14 protein-coding genes are annotated in these 14,236 nt (G+C 69.5%); 7 read left to right on the top strand and 7 right to left on the bottom strand.

Annotation, left to right across the window (positions count from 1 at the left end; translation table 11 throughout):
- On the top strand, positions 1–1,506 hold the full coding sequence (glpK, locus tag C3E78_RS06015; protein WP_424922767.1) for a glycerol kinase GlpK: 1,506 nt from the start codon (positions 1–3) through the stop codon (positions 1,504–1,506).
- Positions 1,507–1,605: 99 nt separating this feature from the next.
- Complete coding sequence (locus tag C3E78_RS06010; RefSeq protein WP_108577442.1) at positions 1,606–2,799, top strand: MFS transporter; 1,194 nt, start codon at positions 1,606–1,608, stop codon at positions 2,797–2,799.
- Here the strand turns inward: C3E78_RS06010 and leuA are convergent.
- On the bottom strand, positions 2,796–4,526 hold the full coding sequence (leuA, locus tag C3E78_RS06005) for a 2-isopropylmalate synthase (protein ID WP_108577441.1): 1,731 nt from the start codon (positions 4,524–4,526) through the stop codon (positions 2,796–2,798). The two genes, C3E78_RS06010 and leuA, sit on opposite strands and share 4 nt — an antisense overlap.
- A gap of 162 nt (positions 4,527–4,688) precedes the next feature.
- A complete protein-coding gene (locus C3E78_RS06000) occupies positions 4,689–5,336 on the bottom strand; it encodes a hypothetical protein (RefSeq protein ID WP_108577440.1) in 648 nt (215 codons plus the stop codon).
- 54 nt (positions 5,337–5,390) lie between these two features.
- On the opposite strand from C3E78_RS06000, the gene C3E78_RS05995 reads away from it, so the two are divergent.
- Positions 5,391–6,380 (top strand): glutathione S-transferase family protein, encoded by a 990-nt coding sequence (locus tag C3E78_RS05995; protein WP_108577439.1) that lies wholly within the window; start codon positions 5,391–5,393, stop codon positions 6,378–6,380.
- Here the strand turns inward: C3E78_RS05995 and C3E78_RS05990 are convergent.
- Genes C3E78_RS05990 through C3E78_RS05975 form a run of 4 tightly spaced genes read right to left on the bottom strand, consistent with a single transcriptional unit; the run spans position 6,366 to position 11,313 of the window.
- The gene (locus C3E78_RS05990) at positions 6,366–6,914 is read right to left on the bottom strand and encodes a GrpB family protein (RefSeq protein WP_108577438.1); all 549 of its coding nucleotides are present in this window, start codon (positions 6,912–6,914) and stop codon (positions 6,366–6,368) included. The genes C3E78_RS05995 and C3E78_RS05990 overlap by 15 nt on opposite strands.
- Positions 6,911–9,124 (bottom strand): transglutaminase TgpA family protein, encoded by a 2,214-nt coding sequence (locus tag C3E78_RS05985; protein WP_108577437.1) that lies wholly within the window; start codon positions 9,122–9,124, stop codon positions 6,911–6,913. Before C3E78_RS05985 ends, C3E78_RS05990 begins: the two co-directional genes overlap by 4 nt.
- Complete coding sequence (locus tag C3E78_RS05980; RefSeq protein ID WP_108577436.1) at positions 9,111–10,373, bottom strand: DUF58 domain-containing protein; 1,263 nt, start codon at positions 10,371–10,373, stop codon at positions 9,111–9,113. The genes C3E78_RS05985 and C3E78_RS05980 overlap by 14 nt, the downstream gene beginning before the upstream one ends.
- Before the next feature lies 1 nt (position 10,374).
- On the bottom strand, positions 10,375–11,313 hold the full coding sequence (locus C3E78_RS05975) for an AAA family ATPase (RefSeq protein WP_108577435.1): 939 nt from the start codon (positions 11,311–11,313) through the stop codon (positions 10,375–10,377).
- 62 nt (positions 11,314–11,375) lie between these two features.
- Here C3E78_RS05975 and C3E78_RS18605 point away from each other — a divergent pair, with 62 nt between their 5' ends.
- The 3 genes from C3E78_RS18605 to C3E78_RS05960 all read left to right on the top strand — a co-directional run bounded on the left by C3E78_RS18605 (position 11,376) and on the right by C3E78_RS05960 (position 13,421).
- The gene (locus C3E78_RS18605; protein ID WP_235833699.1) at positions 11,376–11,759 is read left to right on the top strand and encodes a flavodoxin family protein; all 384 of its coding nucleotides are present in this window, start codon (positions 11,376–11,378) and stop codon (positions 11,757–11,759) included.
- A complete protein-coding gene (locus C3E78_RS18210) occupies positions 11,741–12,763 on the top strand; it encodes a hypothetical protein (protein ID WP_135804854.1) in 1,023 nt (340 codons plus the stop codon). Before C3E78_RS18605 ends, C3E78_RS18210 begins: the two co-directional genes overlap by 19 nt.
- A gap of 205 nt (positions 12,764–12,968) precedes the next feature.
- Positions 12,969–13,421: a flavodoxin family protein gene (locus C3E78_RS05960; RefSeq protein WP_108577433.1), complete on the top strand. Its 453-nt coding sequence runs from the start codon at positions 12,969–12,971 to the stop codon at positions 13,419–13,421.
- A 22-nt stretch (positions 13,422–13,443) separates the two neighbouring features.
- On the opposite strand, the gene C3E78_RS05955 is transcribed toward C3E78_RS05960, so the two are convergent.
- Complete coding sequence (locus C3E78_RS05955) at positions 13,444–13,767, bottom strand: hypothetical protein (RefSeq protein ID WP_135804853.1); 324 nt, start codon at positions 13,765–13,767, stop codon at positions 13,444–13,446.
- A 182-nt stretch (positions 13,768–13,949) separates the two neighbouring features.
- On the opposite strand from C3E78_RS05955, the gene C3E78_RS18205 reads away from it, so the two are divergent.
- Positions 13,950–14,189 carry a hypothetical protein gene (locus C3E78_RS18205; RefSeq protein ID WP_135804852.1) on the top strand — a complete coding sequence of 80 codons (240 nt, stop codon included), beginning with the start codon at positions 13,950–13,952 and terminating at the stop codon, positions 14,187–14,189.
- Positions 14,190–14,236: the final 47 nt, after the last annotated feature.

Genomic DNA, 14,236 nt, shown 5'->3' with positions numbered 1-14,236 from the left:
ATGATCGCCGGCATCGACCAGGGCACGACCTCGACCCGGTGCATGATCTTCGACAGCCAGGGGCGCACCCGCTCACTGGCGCAGCGGGAGCACCACCAGGTCTTCCCGCAGCCCGGCTGGGCCGAGCAGGACGCCGACGAGATCTGGCGCCATGTCCGACACCTCGTGCCCGAGGCGCTGGCCCAGGCCGGCATCGGCCCCGGCCAGGTCGCTGCGCTCGGCATCGCCAACCAGCGCGAGACGTCGGTCGTGTGGGACCGCACCACCGGGCGCACGGTCGCCCCTGCGATCACCTGGCAGGACACCCGGACGTCCGCGATCATCGACGACCTCGTGGCGCGCGGGACGGCCGGACGCATCGCGGAGGTCACGGGGCTGCAGCCCCGCACCTACTTCGCCGGTCCCCGGCTGCGTTGGCTGCTGGACCACGGCCGCGGGCTGCGGGCGCGGGCCGAGGCGGGTGAGCTGCTGTTCGGGACGATGGAGAGCTGGCTCATCTGGAACCTCACCGGAGGGGTCGACACCGGGGTCCACGTCACCGACGTCACCAACGCGAGCCGCACGATGCTGATGGACCTGTCCAGCCGCGAGTGGGACGAGTCGATGCTCGACCTGCTGGACGTGCCTCGTGCGGTCCTGCCGACGATCCGGTCCAACGCCGAGGTGTACGGCACCTGCGTCGCACCGCTGCCGGGCGTCCCGATCGCCGGGGCGTTGGGCGACCAGCAGGCGGCACTGTTCGGCCAGACCTGCTTCGAGCCGGGCGACGCCAAGTGCACCTACGGCACGGGGGCGTTCCTGCTGGTCAACGCCGGTTCCGAACGACCCACGCCGGGCCCGTCGGTGCTGCCCACCGTGGGCTACGAGCTGGGCGACGACGATCCCGTCTACGCCGTGGAGGGCTCGATCGCGATGGCCGGCTCACTGGTGCAGTGGCTGCGCGACTCCCTCGAGATCATCCCGTCGGCGCCGCAGGTGGAGACCCTCGCGCGCTCGGTCGACCACAACGGCGGCTGCTACATCGTCCCGGCGTTCTCGGGGCTCTACGCGCCGCGATGGGACCAGGACGCCCGCGGCGTCATCGTGGGCCTGACCTCGTTCGTGACGAAGGCGCACCTCGCCCGCGCCGTCCTGGAGGCCACGGCCTGGCAGACCTGGGAGGTCGTCGAGGCGATCGGCCGCGAGCTCGGGCTGACGTTGGAGACCTTGCGGGTGGACGGCGGGATGACGTCCAACCACCTGCTGATGCAGATGCTGTCGGACGTCCTGGACGTGCCGGTCGAGCGTCCCCTGGTCTCCGAGACCGTGTGCCTCGGAGCCGCCTACGCCGCCGGGCTCACCGTGGGATTCTGGTCCGACCTGGCCGCGCTGCGTCATCACCGCCACGTGGCCGCGGTCTGGCGCCCCCAGATGGACGCCGACGTCCGCGCGCGCGAGGCCGCCCAGTGGAACCGCGCGGTCGACCACGCCCTGGGCTGGGTGGTCCCGCACACGAGCCCCGACTGAGGCCGCCTGGTGTGAGCCAGCGCACACCGCGCGTCGGGATGCGGGGCCGGCCGGTCGCGGTTGTGCCAGGAACAGCCCGTCTGCACCGCCAGGAGCCTCATGCCTCGTCTCACCGGCGCACGCGCCTTCACCGTTGTCGTGCTCGCCTTCCTCGTCACGATGGTCGGCACGACCCTGCCGACGCCGCTCTACGGTCTCTACCAGGACGAGATCGGCTTCTCGCTGACCACGATCACCGTCGTGTTCGCGACGTACGCGTTCGGCGTGCTGGCCGCGCTGCTGCTGTTCGGGCGCTGGTCGGACGCGATCGGTCGACGCCCGCTCCTCCTCGCCGGCCTGACCATCTCCCTGACCAGCGACCTGGTGTTCCTCGTCGCCGACGCCACCTGGCTGCTCCTGGTTGCGCGCGCCGTCTCGGGCGTGTCCGCCGGCATCTACGTCGGCACCGCGACGGCCGCGGTCCTCGAGGCCGCCCCCGAGCGGTGGCGGGCGCGTGCCCCACTCGTCGCGACGGTGGCCAACATCGGCGGGCTCGGCCTGGGTCCGGTCGTCGCCGCCGGGCTCGTCGACGTCTTCCCGTGGCCCCTGCACCTGACGTTCGTCGTGCACGCCGTCGCCGCCCTGCTCGTCCTCGGGCTGCTGACCCGGGTGCCCGAGACCGTCGAGGTCAGCCCGGGCGCCCGGCCCCGGCTGCAGCGTCCGCTCGTGCCGGCCTCCGCGCGGACCACGTTCATCGGTGCGGGCATCGCCGGCTTCGCGGGGTTCGCGGTCTCGGGCCTGTTCACCGCCGTCTCGCCGCGCTTCGTGGCGGAGGCGGTGGATTCCCCTTCCCCGCTCGTGTCGGTGTCGGTCGTCTTCGCGCTGTTCGCGTCGTCCGTGGTGGCGCAGGTGCTGCTGCACCGCCTGCCCACCGATCCCGGCGTGAACCTCGGCTGCAGCCTGTTGTTCGTGGGGCTGGTCCTCTTCACGTTCTCGCTCTCCGAGAGGTCCCTGTGGCTGATGCTCGTCGCGGGCGTCGTCGCAGGTGCCGGCCAGGGCATCGCGTTCAGCAAGGGGCTCGCGGCCGTGCTGGCGCGGGTCGCGTCGCACGAGCGCGCCGGGACGACGTCCGCGTTCTTCGTGGTGGCCTACGTCGCCATCTCGGTGCCCGTCATCGGCAGCGGGATCGCGTCCGACCACTGGGGCCTGGACCCGACCGGCATCGCGTTCTCGGTCGCCGCGGCCGTGCTGGCCGCGCTGGCGCTGGTCACCCTCGTGGTCGACCAGCGGCGCAGCGCGGCCTCGATCGGCTAGGCCGGGATCGTCTCGGCGTCCGCGCGGTTGGCCGCCGAGACGACCGCCCGCAGCGAGGCCGTGACGATGTTCTCGTGGATCCCGACACCCCACACGGTCTCGCCCGCGACGTCGCACTCGACGTACGCGGCGGCGAACGCGTCGCCGCCCGAGGACAGCGCGTGCTCGGAGTAGTCCAGGAGGCGGATGTCGGCGCCGGCCTGGCGCAGGCTCTCGATGAAGGCCGCGACCGGGCCGTTGCCCTCGCCCTTGAACTCCTGCGCCTCGCCGCGCACCTGCATCTCGACGACCTGCTGGTCGCTGCCGTCGGCCGAGGTGACCGAGCTGTAGGTGATCAGCGAGTAGGGCGCCTCCCGCTCGAGGTACTCGCGCTGGAACGCGGCCCAGATCTCGGCCGGCTCGATCTCCCCGGCCTCGCCCTCGGTGAGGCCCTGGACGACCTGGCTGAACTCGATCTGCAGGCGGCGCGGCAGGTCCAGCTGGTGGTCGTTCTTGAGGATGTACGCGACACCGCCCTTGCCGGACTGGCTGTTGACCCGGATGACGGCCTCGTACGACCGGCCCACGTCGCGCGGGTCGATCGGCAGGTAGGGCACGGCCCACGGCATGTCGTCGACGTCGCGGCCTGCGGCCTGCGCGTCGATCGCCATGTGCTCGAAGCCCTTCTTGATGGCGTCCTGGTGCGAGCCGCTGAACGCGGTGTAGACCAGGTCGCCGCCGTACGGGTGGCGCTCGGGCACCGGCAGCTCGTTGCAGTACTCGACCGTGCGGCGTACGTCGTCGATGTTGCTGAAGTCGATCTCCGGGTCGACGCCCTGGCTGAGCATGTTGATGCCCAGCGTCACCAGGCACACGTTGCCGGTCCGCTCGCCGTTGCCGAACAGGCAGCCCTCGATGCGGTCCGCGCCGGCCATGTAGCCCAGCTCGGCCGCCGCGACACCGGTGCCGCGGTCGTTGTGGGGGTGCAGCGACAGCACGATGCTGTCGCGCCGGGGCAGGTGGCGGTGCATCCACTCGATCGAGTCGGCGTACACGTTGGGGGTGGCCATCTCGACCGTCGCCGGCAGGTTGATGATCAGCGGCCACTCCGGCGTCGGGTCGATCACGTCGATGACCGCGCTGCAGACCTCGAGCGCGTAGTCCAGCTCGGTGCCCGTGTAGGACTCCGGCGAGTACTCGTAGAGGATCGTGGTGTCAGGCGTGTGGATCTCGGCGTACTTCATGCACAGCCGGGCGCCCTGCGTCGCGATGTCGGTGATGCCGTCCTTGTCGAGGCCGAACACGACCCGGCGCTGCAGCGTCGACGTGGAGTTGTAGAAGTGGACGATGGCCTGCTTGGCGCCGACCAGCGACTCGAAGGTGCGGTCGATCAGCGGCTCGCGGCACTGCGTCAGGACCTGGATGACCACGTCGTCGGGGATGTGGTCGCCCTCGATGAGCTGGCGGACGAAGTCGTAGTCGGTCTGGCTCGCGCTCGGGAAGCCGACCTCGATCTCCTTGTAGCCCATCTTCACGAGCAGCTGGAACATCGCCAGCTTGCGCGCGGGCGTCATCGGGTCGATGAGGGCCTGGTTGCCGTCACGCAGGTCGACCGCGCACCAGCGCGGGGCCTTCGTGATGGTGGTCGACGGCCAGGTGCGGTCGGGCAGGTCGACCGGCACGAACGGCGCGTAGCGCTGGAACGGCATGCCGCTCGGCTGCTGGGGGGTGGAGACGTAGGCGTTCATCGGATTCCTCGGGGTGTTTGTCTGGGATGGTCCGTCAGGGGCTGACGTGCGGCCGGGACGTGACAAACTCCGCGCCGAGGGGTCCGACCTAGAGGACCTCGACGCGGCAGAGAAGGAGCAGGCTCTGGTTCCGCATAGGGCTCGAGGCTATCAGGCTCCGACTCAGACGAGGTACGGCCTGCCCAGCACGAACCAGACCGCCGGCACGACCGCGGCGAAGGCGGCGGCGAAGACCCACCACCCGCGGCGGGGACCGAGGCCGATCACGGCCGATCCCAGCGCCGCCGTCGCGACCAGCGTCGCGCAGCCGGCGTACCAGCCCCGTTCGATCACGTCGCGACCCCAGATGCTGACGCCGACGTCCGTCAACCGCTCCTGGATCGCGCGGCCCGTGAACTGGTCGCCCCAGGCCACCGCGACCGACGCGAGCTGCAGGACGGCCAGGCTGCCCAGCACGACCAGGAGCCGCGTCGGCAACCGGTCGGACGCGGCGTGCCGCCTGCGCCAGAGCAGGTACGCGCTGACCGCCACCAGGAGCGGCAGGATCGACACGACGTACGCCGCGGTGTAGAGCCGGGTGTAGGCCCGGTCGGCGTCCTGCGTCACGAGCGCACCGCTCCCCGCCGCATCGCCGAGGACCGCCGCGGTGTCCAGGACGTGCCACACCACGGGCCAGCCCACGAAGGCCATGGCGAGGAAGCCGACCGCCATGGTGCCGGCCAGCGTCCGCCGCGCGCGCGGGTCGAACCGCTCGAGATCGATCGCCCGGTCGAACGTGTCGCTCTCGACCTCCCCCGCGGGCTCCAGCATGCAGGTCACCCTAGCCGTCCGGCGCGGTCTGCCCCTGCGACCTAGGCTGGCTGCATGAGCAGCCAGTCGAGCATGGGGTCGTACGTCGAGCCGAACAAGGAGTTCGACCGGGACATGAACTACATCCCGGACCGGATCACCCGGGACGGCCGCGACGGCTGGCCCGTCGAGCCGGGCCGCTACCGCCTGATCGTCGCGCGCGCGTGCCCGTGGGCGAACCGGGCGATCATCGTCCGGCGCCTGCTCGGCCTCGAGGACGTCATCTCGATCGGCTACTGCGGCCCGACGCACGACGCCCGCAGCTGGACGTTCGACCTCGACCCCGACGGACGCGACCCGGTGCTCGGCATCGAGCGGCTCCAGGAGGCGTACTTCAAGCGGTTCCCCGACTACCCGCGCGGCATCACGGTGCCGGCGATGGTCGACGTGCCGTCCGGCGAGGTCGTCACGAACGACTTCCCGTGGATCACCCACGACTTCGCGACCGAGTGGACCGAGCACCACCGCGACGGCGCCCCGGACCTGTGGCCCGCGGACGTCCGCGACGAGATGGACGACGTCATGAAGCGGATCTTCACCGAGGTCAACAACGGCGTCTACCGCTGCGGGTTCGCCGGCACGCAGGAGGCGTACGACGCGGCGTACGACCGGTTGTGGACGGCCATGGACTGGCTCGAGGAGCGGCTCACCGACCGCCGCTACCTGATGGGCGACTCGATCACCGAGGCCGACGTGCGACTGTTCACGACCCTCGCCCGGTTCGACCCGGTCTACCACGGGCACTTCAAGTGCAACCGGCAGAAGCTCACCGAGATGCCGGTGCTGTGGGCGTACGCGCGCGACCTGTTCCAGACGCCGGGATTCGGCGAGACGATCGACTTCGACCAGATCAAGAAGCACTACTACGTCGTGCACACCGACATCAACCCGACGCAGATCGTGCCCAAGGGCCCCGAGCCCGAGGTCTGGCTGACGCCGCACGGCCGCGAGGCGCTCGGTGGTCGTCCGTTCGGCGACGGCACGCCGCCCTCACCCGAGCGCTGAGCCGGCCCGGCGCATGATCTCGGCGATCACGTCCGTCTTCGCGTCCGCGTAGTCGTTCGTGTCGTCCCACGCGCGGGCGGCGAGGGACCGCTTGACGTCCTCGTAGCGCTGCCGGTCCCCGGGGTGTGCACGCAGCCGGTCGCGGAAGACGAGGTGGCGCCGCTCCCAGTCGCTGCCGGACGCGCACACGTGCACGTGGACGTCGAGCTCCGGCGTGCGCAGCATGCGGTGCCCGGGCTCGCGGACCCGCAGGACGTAGCCGGCGCGCTCGAGGTCGGGCACGTACGCCGTCTCGTCGTCGGGGTCGGCGACCGAGATGTCGATGTCGATCACGGGCTTGGCGGCCAGCCCGGGCACGGCGGTCGAGCCGATGTGGTCGATGCGGAGGACCCTGTCCCCCAGGGCCGCGACGATCCTCCGGCGCTCCACCTCGTAGCGACCGGCCCATCGCGGGTCGTGCTCGGCCAGGACGATCTCGCGCGGTTCACGTCCGCCGATCAGGACCTCGTCGTCACCGGTGCCGTCCGCGCTCACGTGGCCAGTGTGCCGGGCTCGCCGATCGTCCGGACGGGCGACCGGCCCGCGAGGGAGCGGGGCAGCAGCGTCGCGCGGAGCCGCTCGCGGGTGCTCGCACCGGCGCGGAGCGATGCCGCGACGGCGACGAGATCGGCCGTCCCGTCCCCGTCAGGTCGGGTGTCCCGGGCGTAGCGGGTCGCCTCGACGCGCCGCAGCAGCCGCTCGAGGGCGTCGAGGTCGACGCCGTCGCGCTGGCGGAGCCGCGCGGCGAACCCGCGAGGCGTGTCGGCGGCCGACACCGGCACCCCGAGATCGCGCGCGACGTCCTCGAGCTCACGCCACAGCGGCTCGACGGACGCTCGTCCCCTCGACACGCGCCAGCGGCGGCGCGCCACCCGCACGAGCCACGGGGCGGCACCGAGCACGAGCAGCGCCCCCATCGTCGTCAGCGCGGTGCGGGGCGCGGTCTCGGACTCACGGGCCTCGGGAGCCGGGGTGCTGGTCGGCACGTTGTCCTGGCTGCGGTCACGCGGGGTGGGCGCGGGCGCCTCCTCGTCGTCGCTCTCGGGGACGGCTGCGGCCGGCTCCTCGAAGCCCGTCGAGCTGCCGACGTTGGTCGTCGGGTCGAACCGGGTCCAGCCGACGCCCTGGAAGTAGATCTCGGTCCAGGCGTGCAGGTTGTCCGACGTCGCCTCGTACTCGGTGGTCCCGTTGCGGTCACCGATCACGGATCCGGGCGCGTACCCCACCGCGATGCGGGCCGGCATGTCGAGCGACCGTGCCATGACGGCCATCGCGGACGAGAAGTGCACGCAGTAGCCGGCCTTGACCTCCAGGAACTTGGCGATGACCTTCATGCCGTTGCCGTCGTAGTCCTCCGCCGCGGGAGCGGTCTCGGAGTAGCGGAACCCGCCGGTGGACCGCAGATAGCTCTGCAGGGCCCGCGCGCGGTCGTAGTCGTTGTCGGCGTCGGCGGTGACCTCCCTCGCGGTGTCCCGGATGATCTTGGGCAGCTTCTCGGGCAGCTCGATGTAGCGGTCCAGCTGGGGTCCGATCGTGGTCTCGATCGCGCGCATCTGCTCGGCCGTCGGCACGACCTCGAGGCTCTCCACGGAGTACGTCTCCCCGCGCGAGTCGTCCTGCCGCGACCGCAGGGTCAGACCGGGGTTCTGGAAGGTCCACTCCCCCTTCAGCCCTCGCACGATCGGCAGGGCCGGATAGGGCACCGGCAGCATCGGGCTGCGCAGCCCCTTGATCGAGATCGTCGTCCTGACCTGCTCGACCTCGATGTCGTTGTTGATCGGGAGCTGTCCCTCCAGCCGGTCGAACCGGCCGAACTCGGCCGGCCGCCAGGTCTTGCCGTTGAAGTCCCGCAGCGTCGCGACCTTGAGGTACTGCGCGGTGTCCGCGGTCGTCGTGTACGTCAGCGCCTGGCTGCTGGAGTTGCGACGCAGGTTCTGGCCCAGCTCCAGCATGGGATTGATGTCGCGGCCGAACACCGCCGGCGGCGGGCGTCCCCAGCTCGCCGCGACCGCGCTGACGTCAGGCGACACGACCGGGAACGCGACGGCCGCCGCCAGCGCACCCGCCCCCAGGACGAGGGCGGGGCCGACGCCGCGACGGGACAGTCCCGTGCTCGAGGTGCGCGAGCGCAGCAGCACCAGCCATAGCGCCGCGACCGCCAGGAACGACCACAGGGACGGGGTCTCGCCCGAGATCAGCGCCGGGGTCACGAACACCGCCATCAGCAGGACGCCCACCAGCGGAGCGGCGCGCCGGGTCTGCAGGAGGACGTCGGCGACGATCACGATGAGGCCGAACGACGCCGCGACGGTCAGCACGATCGGGCTCGCGGCCCCGACGGGCGCCCGGTCGTCCACGATGATCTCGCGAGCGGAACGACCGAGATCGACCAGCGCGGTGAACGTCTGCCCGGTCGGGACGATCGCGAGCAGGGTCTCCGGGACGAAGATCCATGCCAGGGCGAGGAACTCCACGAGCAGCGCCACCGGGGCCACGAACCGGAATCCGAGGCTGCGCAGGAGCGCACAGGTGGCTCCGGTCATGAGGGCGACCAGCATCGTGGTCACCCGCCAGTCGTTGCCCTCGATGACCGTGCCGAAGCCGCCCAGCAGCAGCAGGAGCGACAACGCCACGAGGGCGTGGTCGAACCAGGTCTCGCCCGGGTTGCGCGGCGGTGCCTGCGGGTGCGGATCAGCGCGCAGCATCGGCCCTCGCCCCGTCGAACTGGGACCACAGGTCCACCAGGTCGTCCTGGGGCCCGTACTCCACGACCTTCCACCGGGCCGCGTCCAGCACCTCGAGGGCCTCGGCGGACGTGCCGTGCGCGACGAACGCAAGGATCAACCGAGAGGCTCCGAGGGCCCTCACCCAGTGACGCGCTCGGTCCGCGGACAGGCGGCCAAGCACGGCGAACACCGCGCGCTCGGCGGCGACGCGGGCGTCGTGGTCGCGTGCCTCCGGCTCCAGCACGGCCAGGTCGACCAGCGCGTCCTCCAGGGTGTCCTGCCCCTCCGCCACGACCCGGTCGACCGCGTGACCGCTGGACTGCAGCGCGGCGACGTAACCGGCGCGCACCAGGTGAGTCGTGATGGACGCCGCGGCGACCACGCACCACTCGAACGAGGCGGAGTGCTCCCACTCGCCCTTGCGGTCGCGGGCGGTGCCCTGGCTCGTGGGCTCGCAGTCGAGGTGGACGGCGGCGCGCGGCGTCACCTGCTGCTCCTCCTGGCGCACCATGAGCTGCTCGCGGTGCGCGGTGGCCTTCCAGTGGATGCGCTTGAGCGCGTCCCCGGGCAGGTACGTGCGGGCGATGACGTCGTCGTCACCGAGACCGACGTTCCGGGGAGCCGGACGGGTGGCACCGTCGTCGCTCGCGCCGCGCGGCGCGATCGCCGGCAGGTTCACGACCCGGGGCAGCACCGTCAACGGCTCGGAGCTGCCGTACGCGTGGCGGCGGTAGACGAGCCCGAACGGGTCGGCGACGTCCACCCGCAGCGGACCGATCGGGTGCCGACCCCGGCGCAGGCCCTGGAGGGCGTACGAGAAGCCGACGCGCGACTCGGCACTGTGGCTGCCTCCCAGCGCCGGCAGGACGCCCACCGAGTCCCCCGAGATGCCGTGCGGCAGGCGGTCCTCCCACCGGGCCTCCAGGCACGGCAGCACCGACAGGTTGGTGACCCGGACCGTGGCCCGGGACAGCGCCCCGGGCTGCACGACCTGCGGCGTGAACGACCGCTCGATCCGGACGCGGGAGTGCCCCAGGAACACGAACCCGGTCGACAAAAGGACGAGCCCGAGCAGCAGCCCCGTGAGGTACAGCATCGCGGGCAGGGACAGCACGGGAGCGAGGACGAACGACACGACCGCGGCGGCCAGGAACCCCCAGCCGCGCCGGGTCAGGACCACCGAGCTCGCCGCCTCCCGCAGCCTGCCGGCGGGACCGTCGCTGGCCATGTCAGCTCGGCTGGACGGTGCCGGCGGGCACCGGGGTCTCGGCGACGATGCGCGCGACGACGTCCTCGACCGACCCGGCCCCGCGCATCGGGATCAGCCGGTGCGGCAGCACGACCGGGACCAGCACGTCGACGTCGTCGGGCAGGACGAAGTCACGGCCCTGGACGGCGGCCCGCGCCTTGGCCGCCCGGACCAGCTGCAGCGTCGCGCGGGGGCTCGCCCCGAGCCGCAGGTCGGGGTGCACCCTGGTCGCCTGGGCGAGGTCGACCGCGTACTGCTCGACGGCGGGAGAGACGTAGACGGTCCGCGCGGTGGCGATCATGTTCTGCACGTCGTCGATCGTGGCGACGGCGTCCAGCTCGTCGAGCGGGTTGTCCGAGTCGCGCCCGCGCACCATCGCGAGCTCGGCCGCGGCGTCCGGGTAGCCCATCGAGATGCGCGCCATGAACCGGTCGCGCTGGGCCTCGGGCAGGGCGTACGTCCCCTCCATCTCGAACGGGTTCTGCGTCGCGACCACCGTGAACGGCCGCGCGAGCGTGTACGTGGTCCCGTCGACCGTGACCTGCCGCTCCTCCATGGCCTCGAGCAGGGCGGCCTGGGTCTTGGGCGAGGCACGGTTGATCTCGTCACCGATGACGATGTTGGCGAACACCGCGCCGGGCTTGAACTCGAACTCGCGTTCCACCTGGTTGTAGACCGAGACACCCGTGATGTCCGACGGCAGCAGGTCCGGGGTGAACTGGATTCGTCGCACCGAGCAGTCGACCGAGCGGCCCAGCGCCTTGGCCAGCACGGTCTTGCCGACACCGGGCACGTCCTCGATGAGCAGGTGCCCCTCGGCCAGGAGAACCACCAGGGCGGCCTCGGCCGCCTCGCTCTTGCCGGCGAGGACCTTCTCGATGTTGCCGAGAATCGCCCGCGCCACGGTCTCGAAGTCCATACGTGATGGTAGGCACATCGAGACAAACTCGCAGCGAGAATCCAGGGGTGCAGAGTGGGGGCATGGCCCGTCTGCTCATCGTCCACCACTCGCCCACCCCGCACCTGCGACGTCTCACCGACGCCGTCGTGGCCGGAGCGAACGACGATGCGGTGCAGGACGTCGAGGTCGTCGTGCGTCCCGCGCTGGAGACCCCCGTGGAGGACGTGCTCGCGGCCGACGGCTACGTGCTGGGCACGAGCGCGAACTTCGGCTACATGAGCGGCGCCCTCAAGCACTTCTTCGACAGCACCAGCGCATCGGTCGAATTAGGCGAGTCCCGGAAGAGATCACCGTTCTTCCACCGCTCACAGCACGTTCCGGCTACCCTCAGCTTCGGACTCGTGTGGTCACGAGAAGAACCTCGTTTGGATGGGGCTGCATACGAGTGGCAGATTTCGACTTGAGCGAGTTCATAGCGACGATGCAGCACCTCAAAGCCCAGCGCCTTGCTGTGGTTGCGGAGCGGGTGTCTCCCGATGACGCTGCCGTCACGATCCGACGGTTATCTGAATCGATACACCTCTGGGCGCACTCGTCCGGAAGCGCACATCAGTCCAATGCGTACCCCCTATGGCAACCCACGGCCGACTCGATCGCATGGGCCGACTACAGCGCACTGGCACCCCGGATCGCTGATTTCTGTCAAATATCTGCACCCCAGTCAGACATCTGGCTCGACACCAACCCGACTCGCAACATGACGTGGTGGTCGATGGAGGTGATTCGTCGGTGCTGGCTATCGACCGTCGGCGCGCTTTCCGGTGCGGCCACCCTCCTGCCCGAACCCGGACAAGTGCGCGCCCCAATCATTCTGGCGCGAGCCGGTCTCGAAGCACTCGCGCTGATAGGGCAGATTGCCGATCCAGAAATCTCGTCCGAGGAGCGATTGCGCCGAAACCTCAATTTGAGATTCGTAGAAGTCTTCGACAGCGAAGGCGAATCCGAGGCTGAGGGCTACCCAGCGACCGACGAACTAGTTTCGTTCGCTGAATACTTGGGATTCTCGGTGGTCTATAACAAGAAGAAGCGGGTTAGACCCAACATCAAGCGCGCAGATGGCAGGCGGGAGTCGTCCGGCGCGTCGATTGAAGCGATGCTCCCCGGTCTCGGGCGCGACATGTGGAACACCCAATCCGCGATCGCTCATTCGCGTGCGCCTCTGACTTTGCTGGCTGACGAATACGGGCCGTTGCACACTGTCGAGACTTGGGAGTCCGCGGAGACCTCGGCCAGAAACGTGCTGTCCGTGGTCTTGGCAATTGCGAAGACCGTCGACGCGCTGAGCACTTACACCGGGTGGACTGCATTCTCGGACGACGAAGCCCTACACGCATGCCTAGCGGCTCTGGATAGTTGCCACGGCGGGAATGATGACAACGTCCGTGCAGCGCTCGGATTCGAAGACTAAGTTCGCGGGAACGGCGCGATAATCGTCCTCGGCGGCAGCCTGAAGACAAAGCAGTCCCCTTGACACCTATCGCGTCTCAGGGGCGCTCCGTCTTGCTCGGGCCATCCGTTGGTCGCTCAAGCACTACTCAGAAACCTTCAGCACATGTGCCCTGCCCGCTCCCTCATCAAGCTCTGCGACGAGACAACACGGATACCGTGAGCGCATGGCTCGGCTTCTGATCGTCCACCACTCCCCTACGCCCAACCTCGCAGCGATCCTCGACAGTGTTGTGGCAGGCGCGACCCACGAGGACATTGAGGGCGTGGAGGTTTTAGTCAGACAAGCTCTGCTAGCCACGGTTGAAGACGTCCTGTCGGCAGACGGTTACATCATCGGCACGAGCGCGAACATCGGATACATCTCTGGAGCGGTCAAACACTTCTTTGATCAGACGTTCGATCAGGCAAGCCAAGACCCACGCAAGACGCCGTTCAGCTACTACGTTCACGGACGAAGCGACACGAGTGGAGCAGAACGTGCCATGGAGTCGATCAGCACTGGCCTCGGGTGGGTGAAGGTCAGCGAGCCAGTGTGCTTCCTAGGTGAGCCCACGCCTGATCATCTAGCAGCCGTCAGCCAACTTGGCTCCACCGTCGCTGCGACTCTGGCGTCCTAAGACAGAAGCCAGCGTCGTCGTGCTAAGACCCGTGGCGGTTGGACCGCCGGTCGCGCACCAACCGGAAGGTCAGCACGCCGATGGCGAGAGTTAGCACAAGGCTGAGGACGACCGTGACAACTCGAACAGCCACGTTCTCCTGCAAGTCCCAGAAAAGCGAGGGAAGAAGGACAACGACAGCCATTCCGGCGAGCGCCCACAGTCTCAGAAGGAACTGCTTTTCAGCGGGCGGCAGCGGCTGCATCCGGCGAACGCTATCGCGCGCAGGCACGGTCCGCACCGGACTTCTGGACCGATACCAGCGGATCGTTGCAGCCAGGGCAACGGGCATGGCATTGCAGGCCATCGCTGACAGCCTTACCACGGACGGCGTGACCACCGCCCGTGGTAGCAGCAAGTGGTTCGCGTCGTCTGTTGCCCAGACGTTGGCTTCCGCTGCACTCGATGAGGCTGCTCAGGCTGCTTCCTGATGAAGAGGCGGGACAGGGAAAGCGTGCGGTTATCCACAGCGGATAGTACGGTCGCTAGGTGCCGAACCCGCTTCACAACGACGCTCGCTGGCCCGAGTTCATTCGTCAGTGGCGCACACAGGTCATACCTGCGGGAGTGTTGGTTGTCGTCCTCACCGCAGCGGCTGACGCTGACACAAACGACTTCTGGAATGGGATCATCAATGTTGCCAGGATCGTCATCATCGCCGTCTTCCTACTTCTTATGCTGCGTGTCGCGATGCTCCACAAGAAGATGAAGGACGATCACAAGACGTGACCGCAGGCGGAGCGCGGCACCATGGCAGGCCCGAAGGCTGCCCTGCT

This window comes from Aeromicrobium chenweiae, assembly GCF_003065605.1.
GTDB lineage: Bacteria > Actinomycetota > Actinomycetes > Propionibacteriales > Nocardioidaceae > Aeromicrobium > Aeromicrobium chenweiae.
This window is presented reverse-complemented; position numbering and strand designations above follow the sequence as displayed.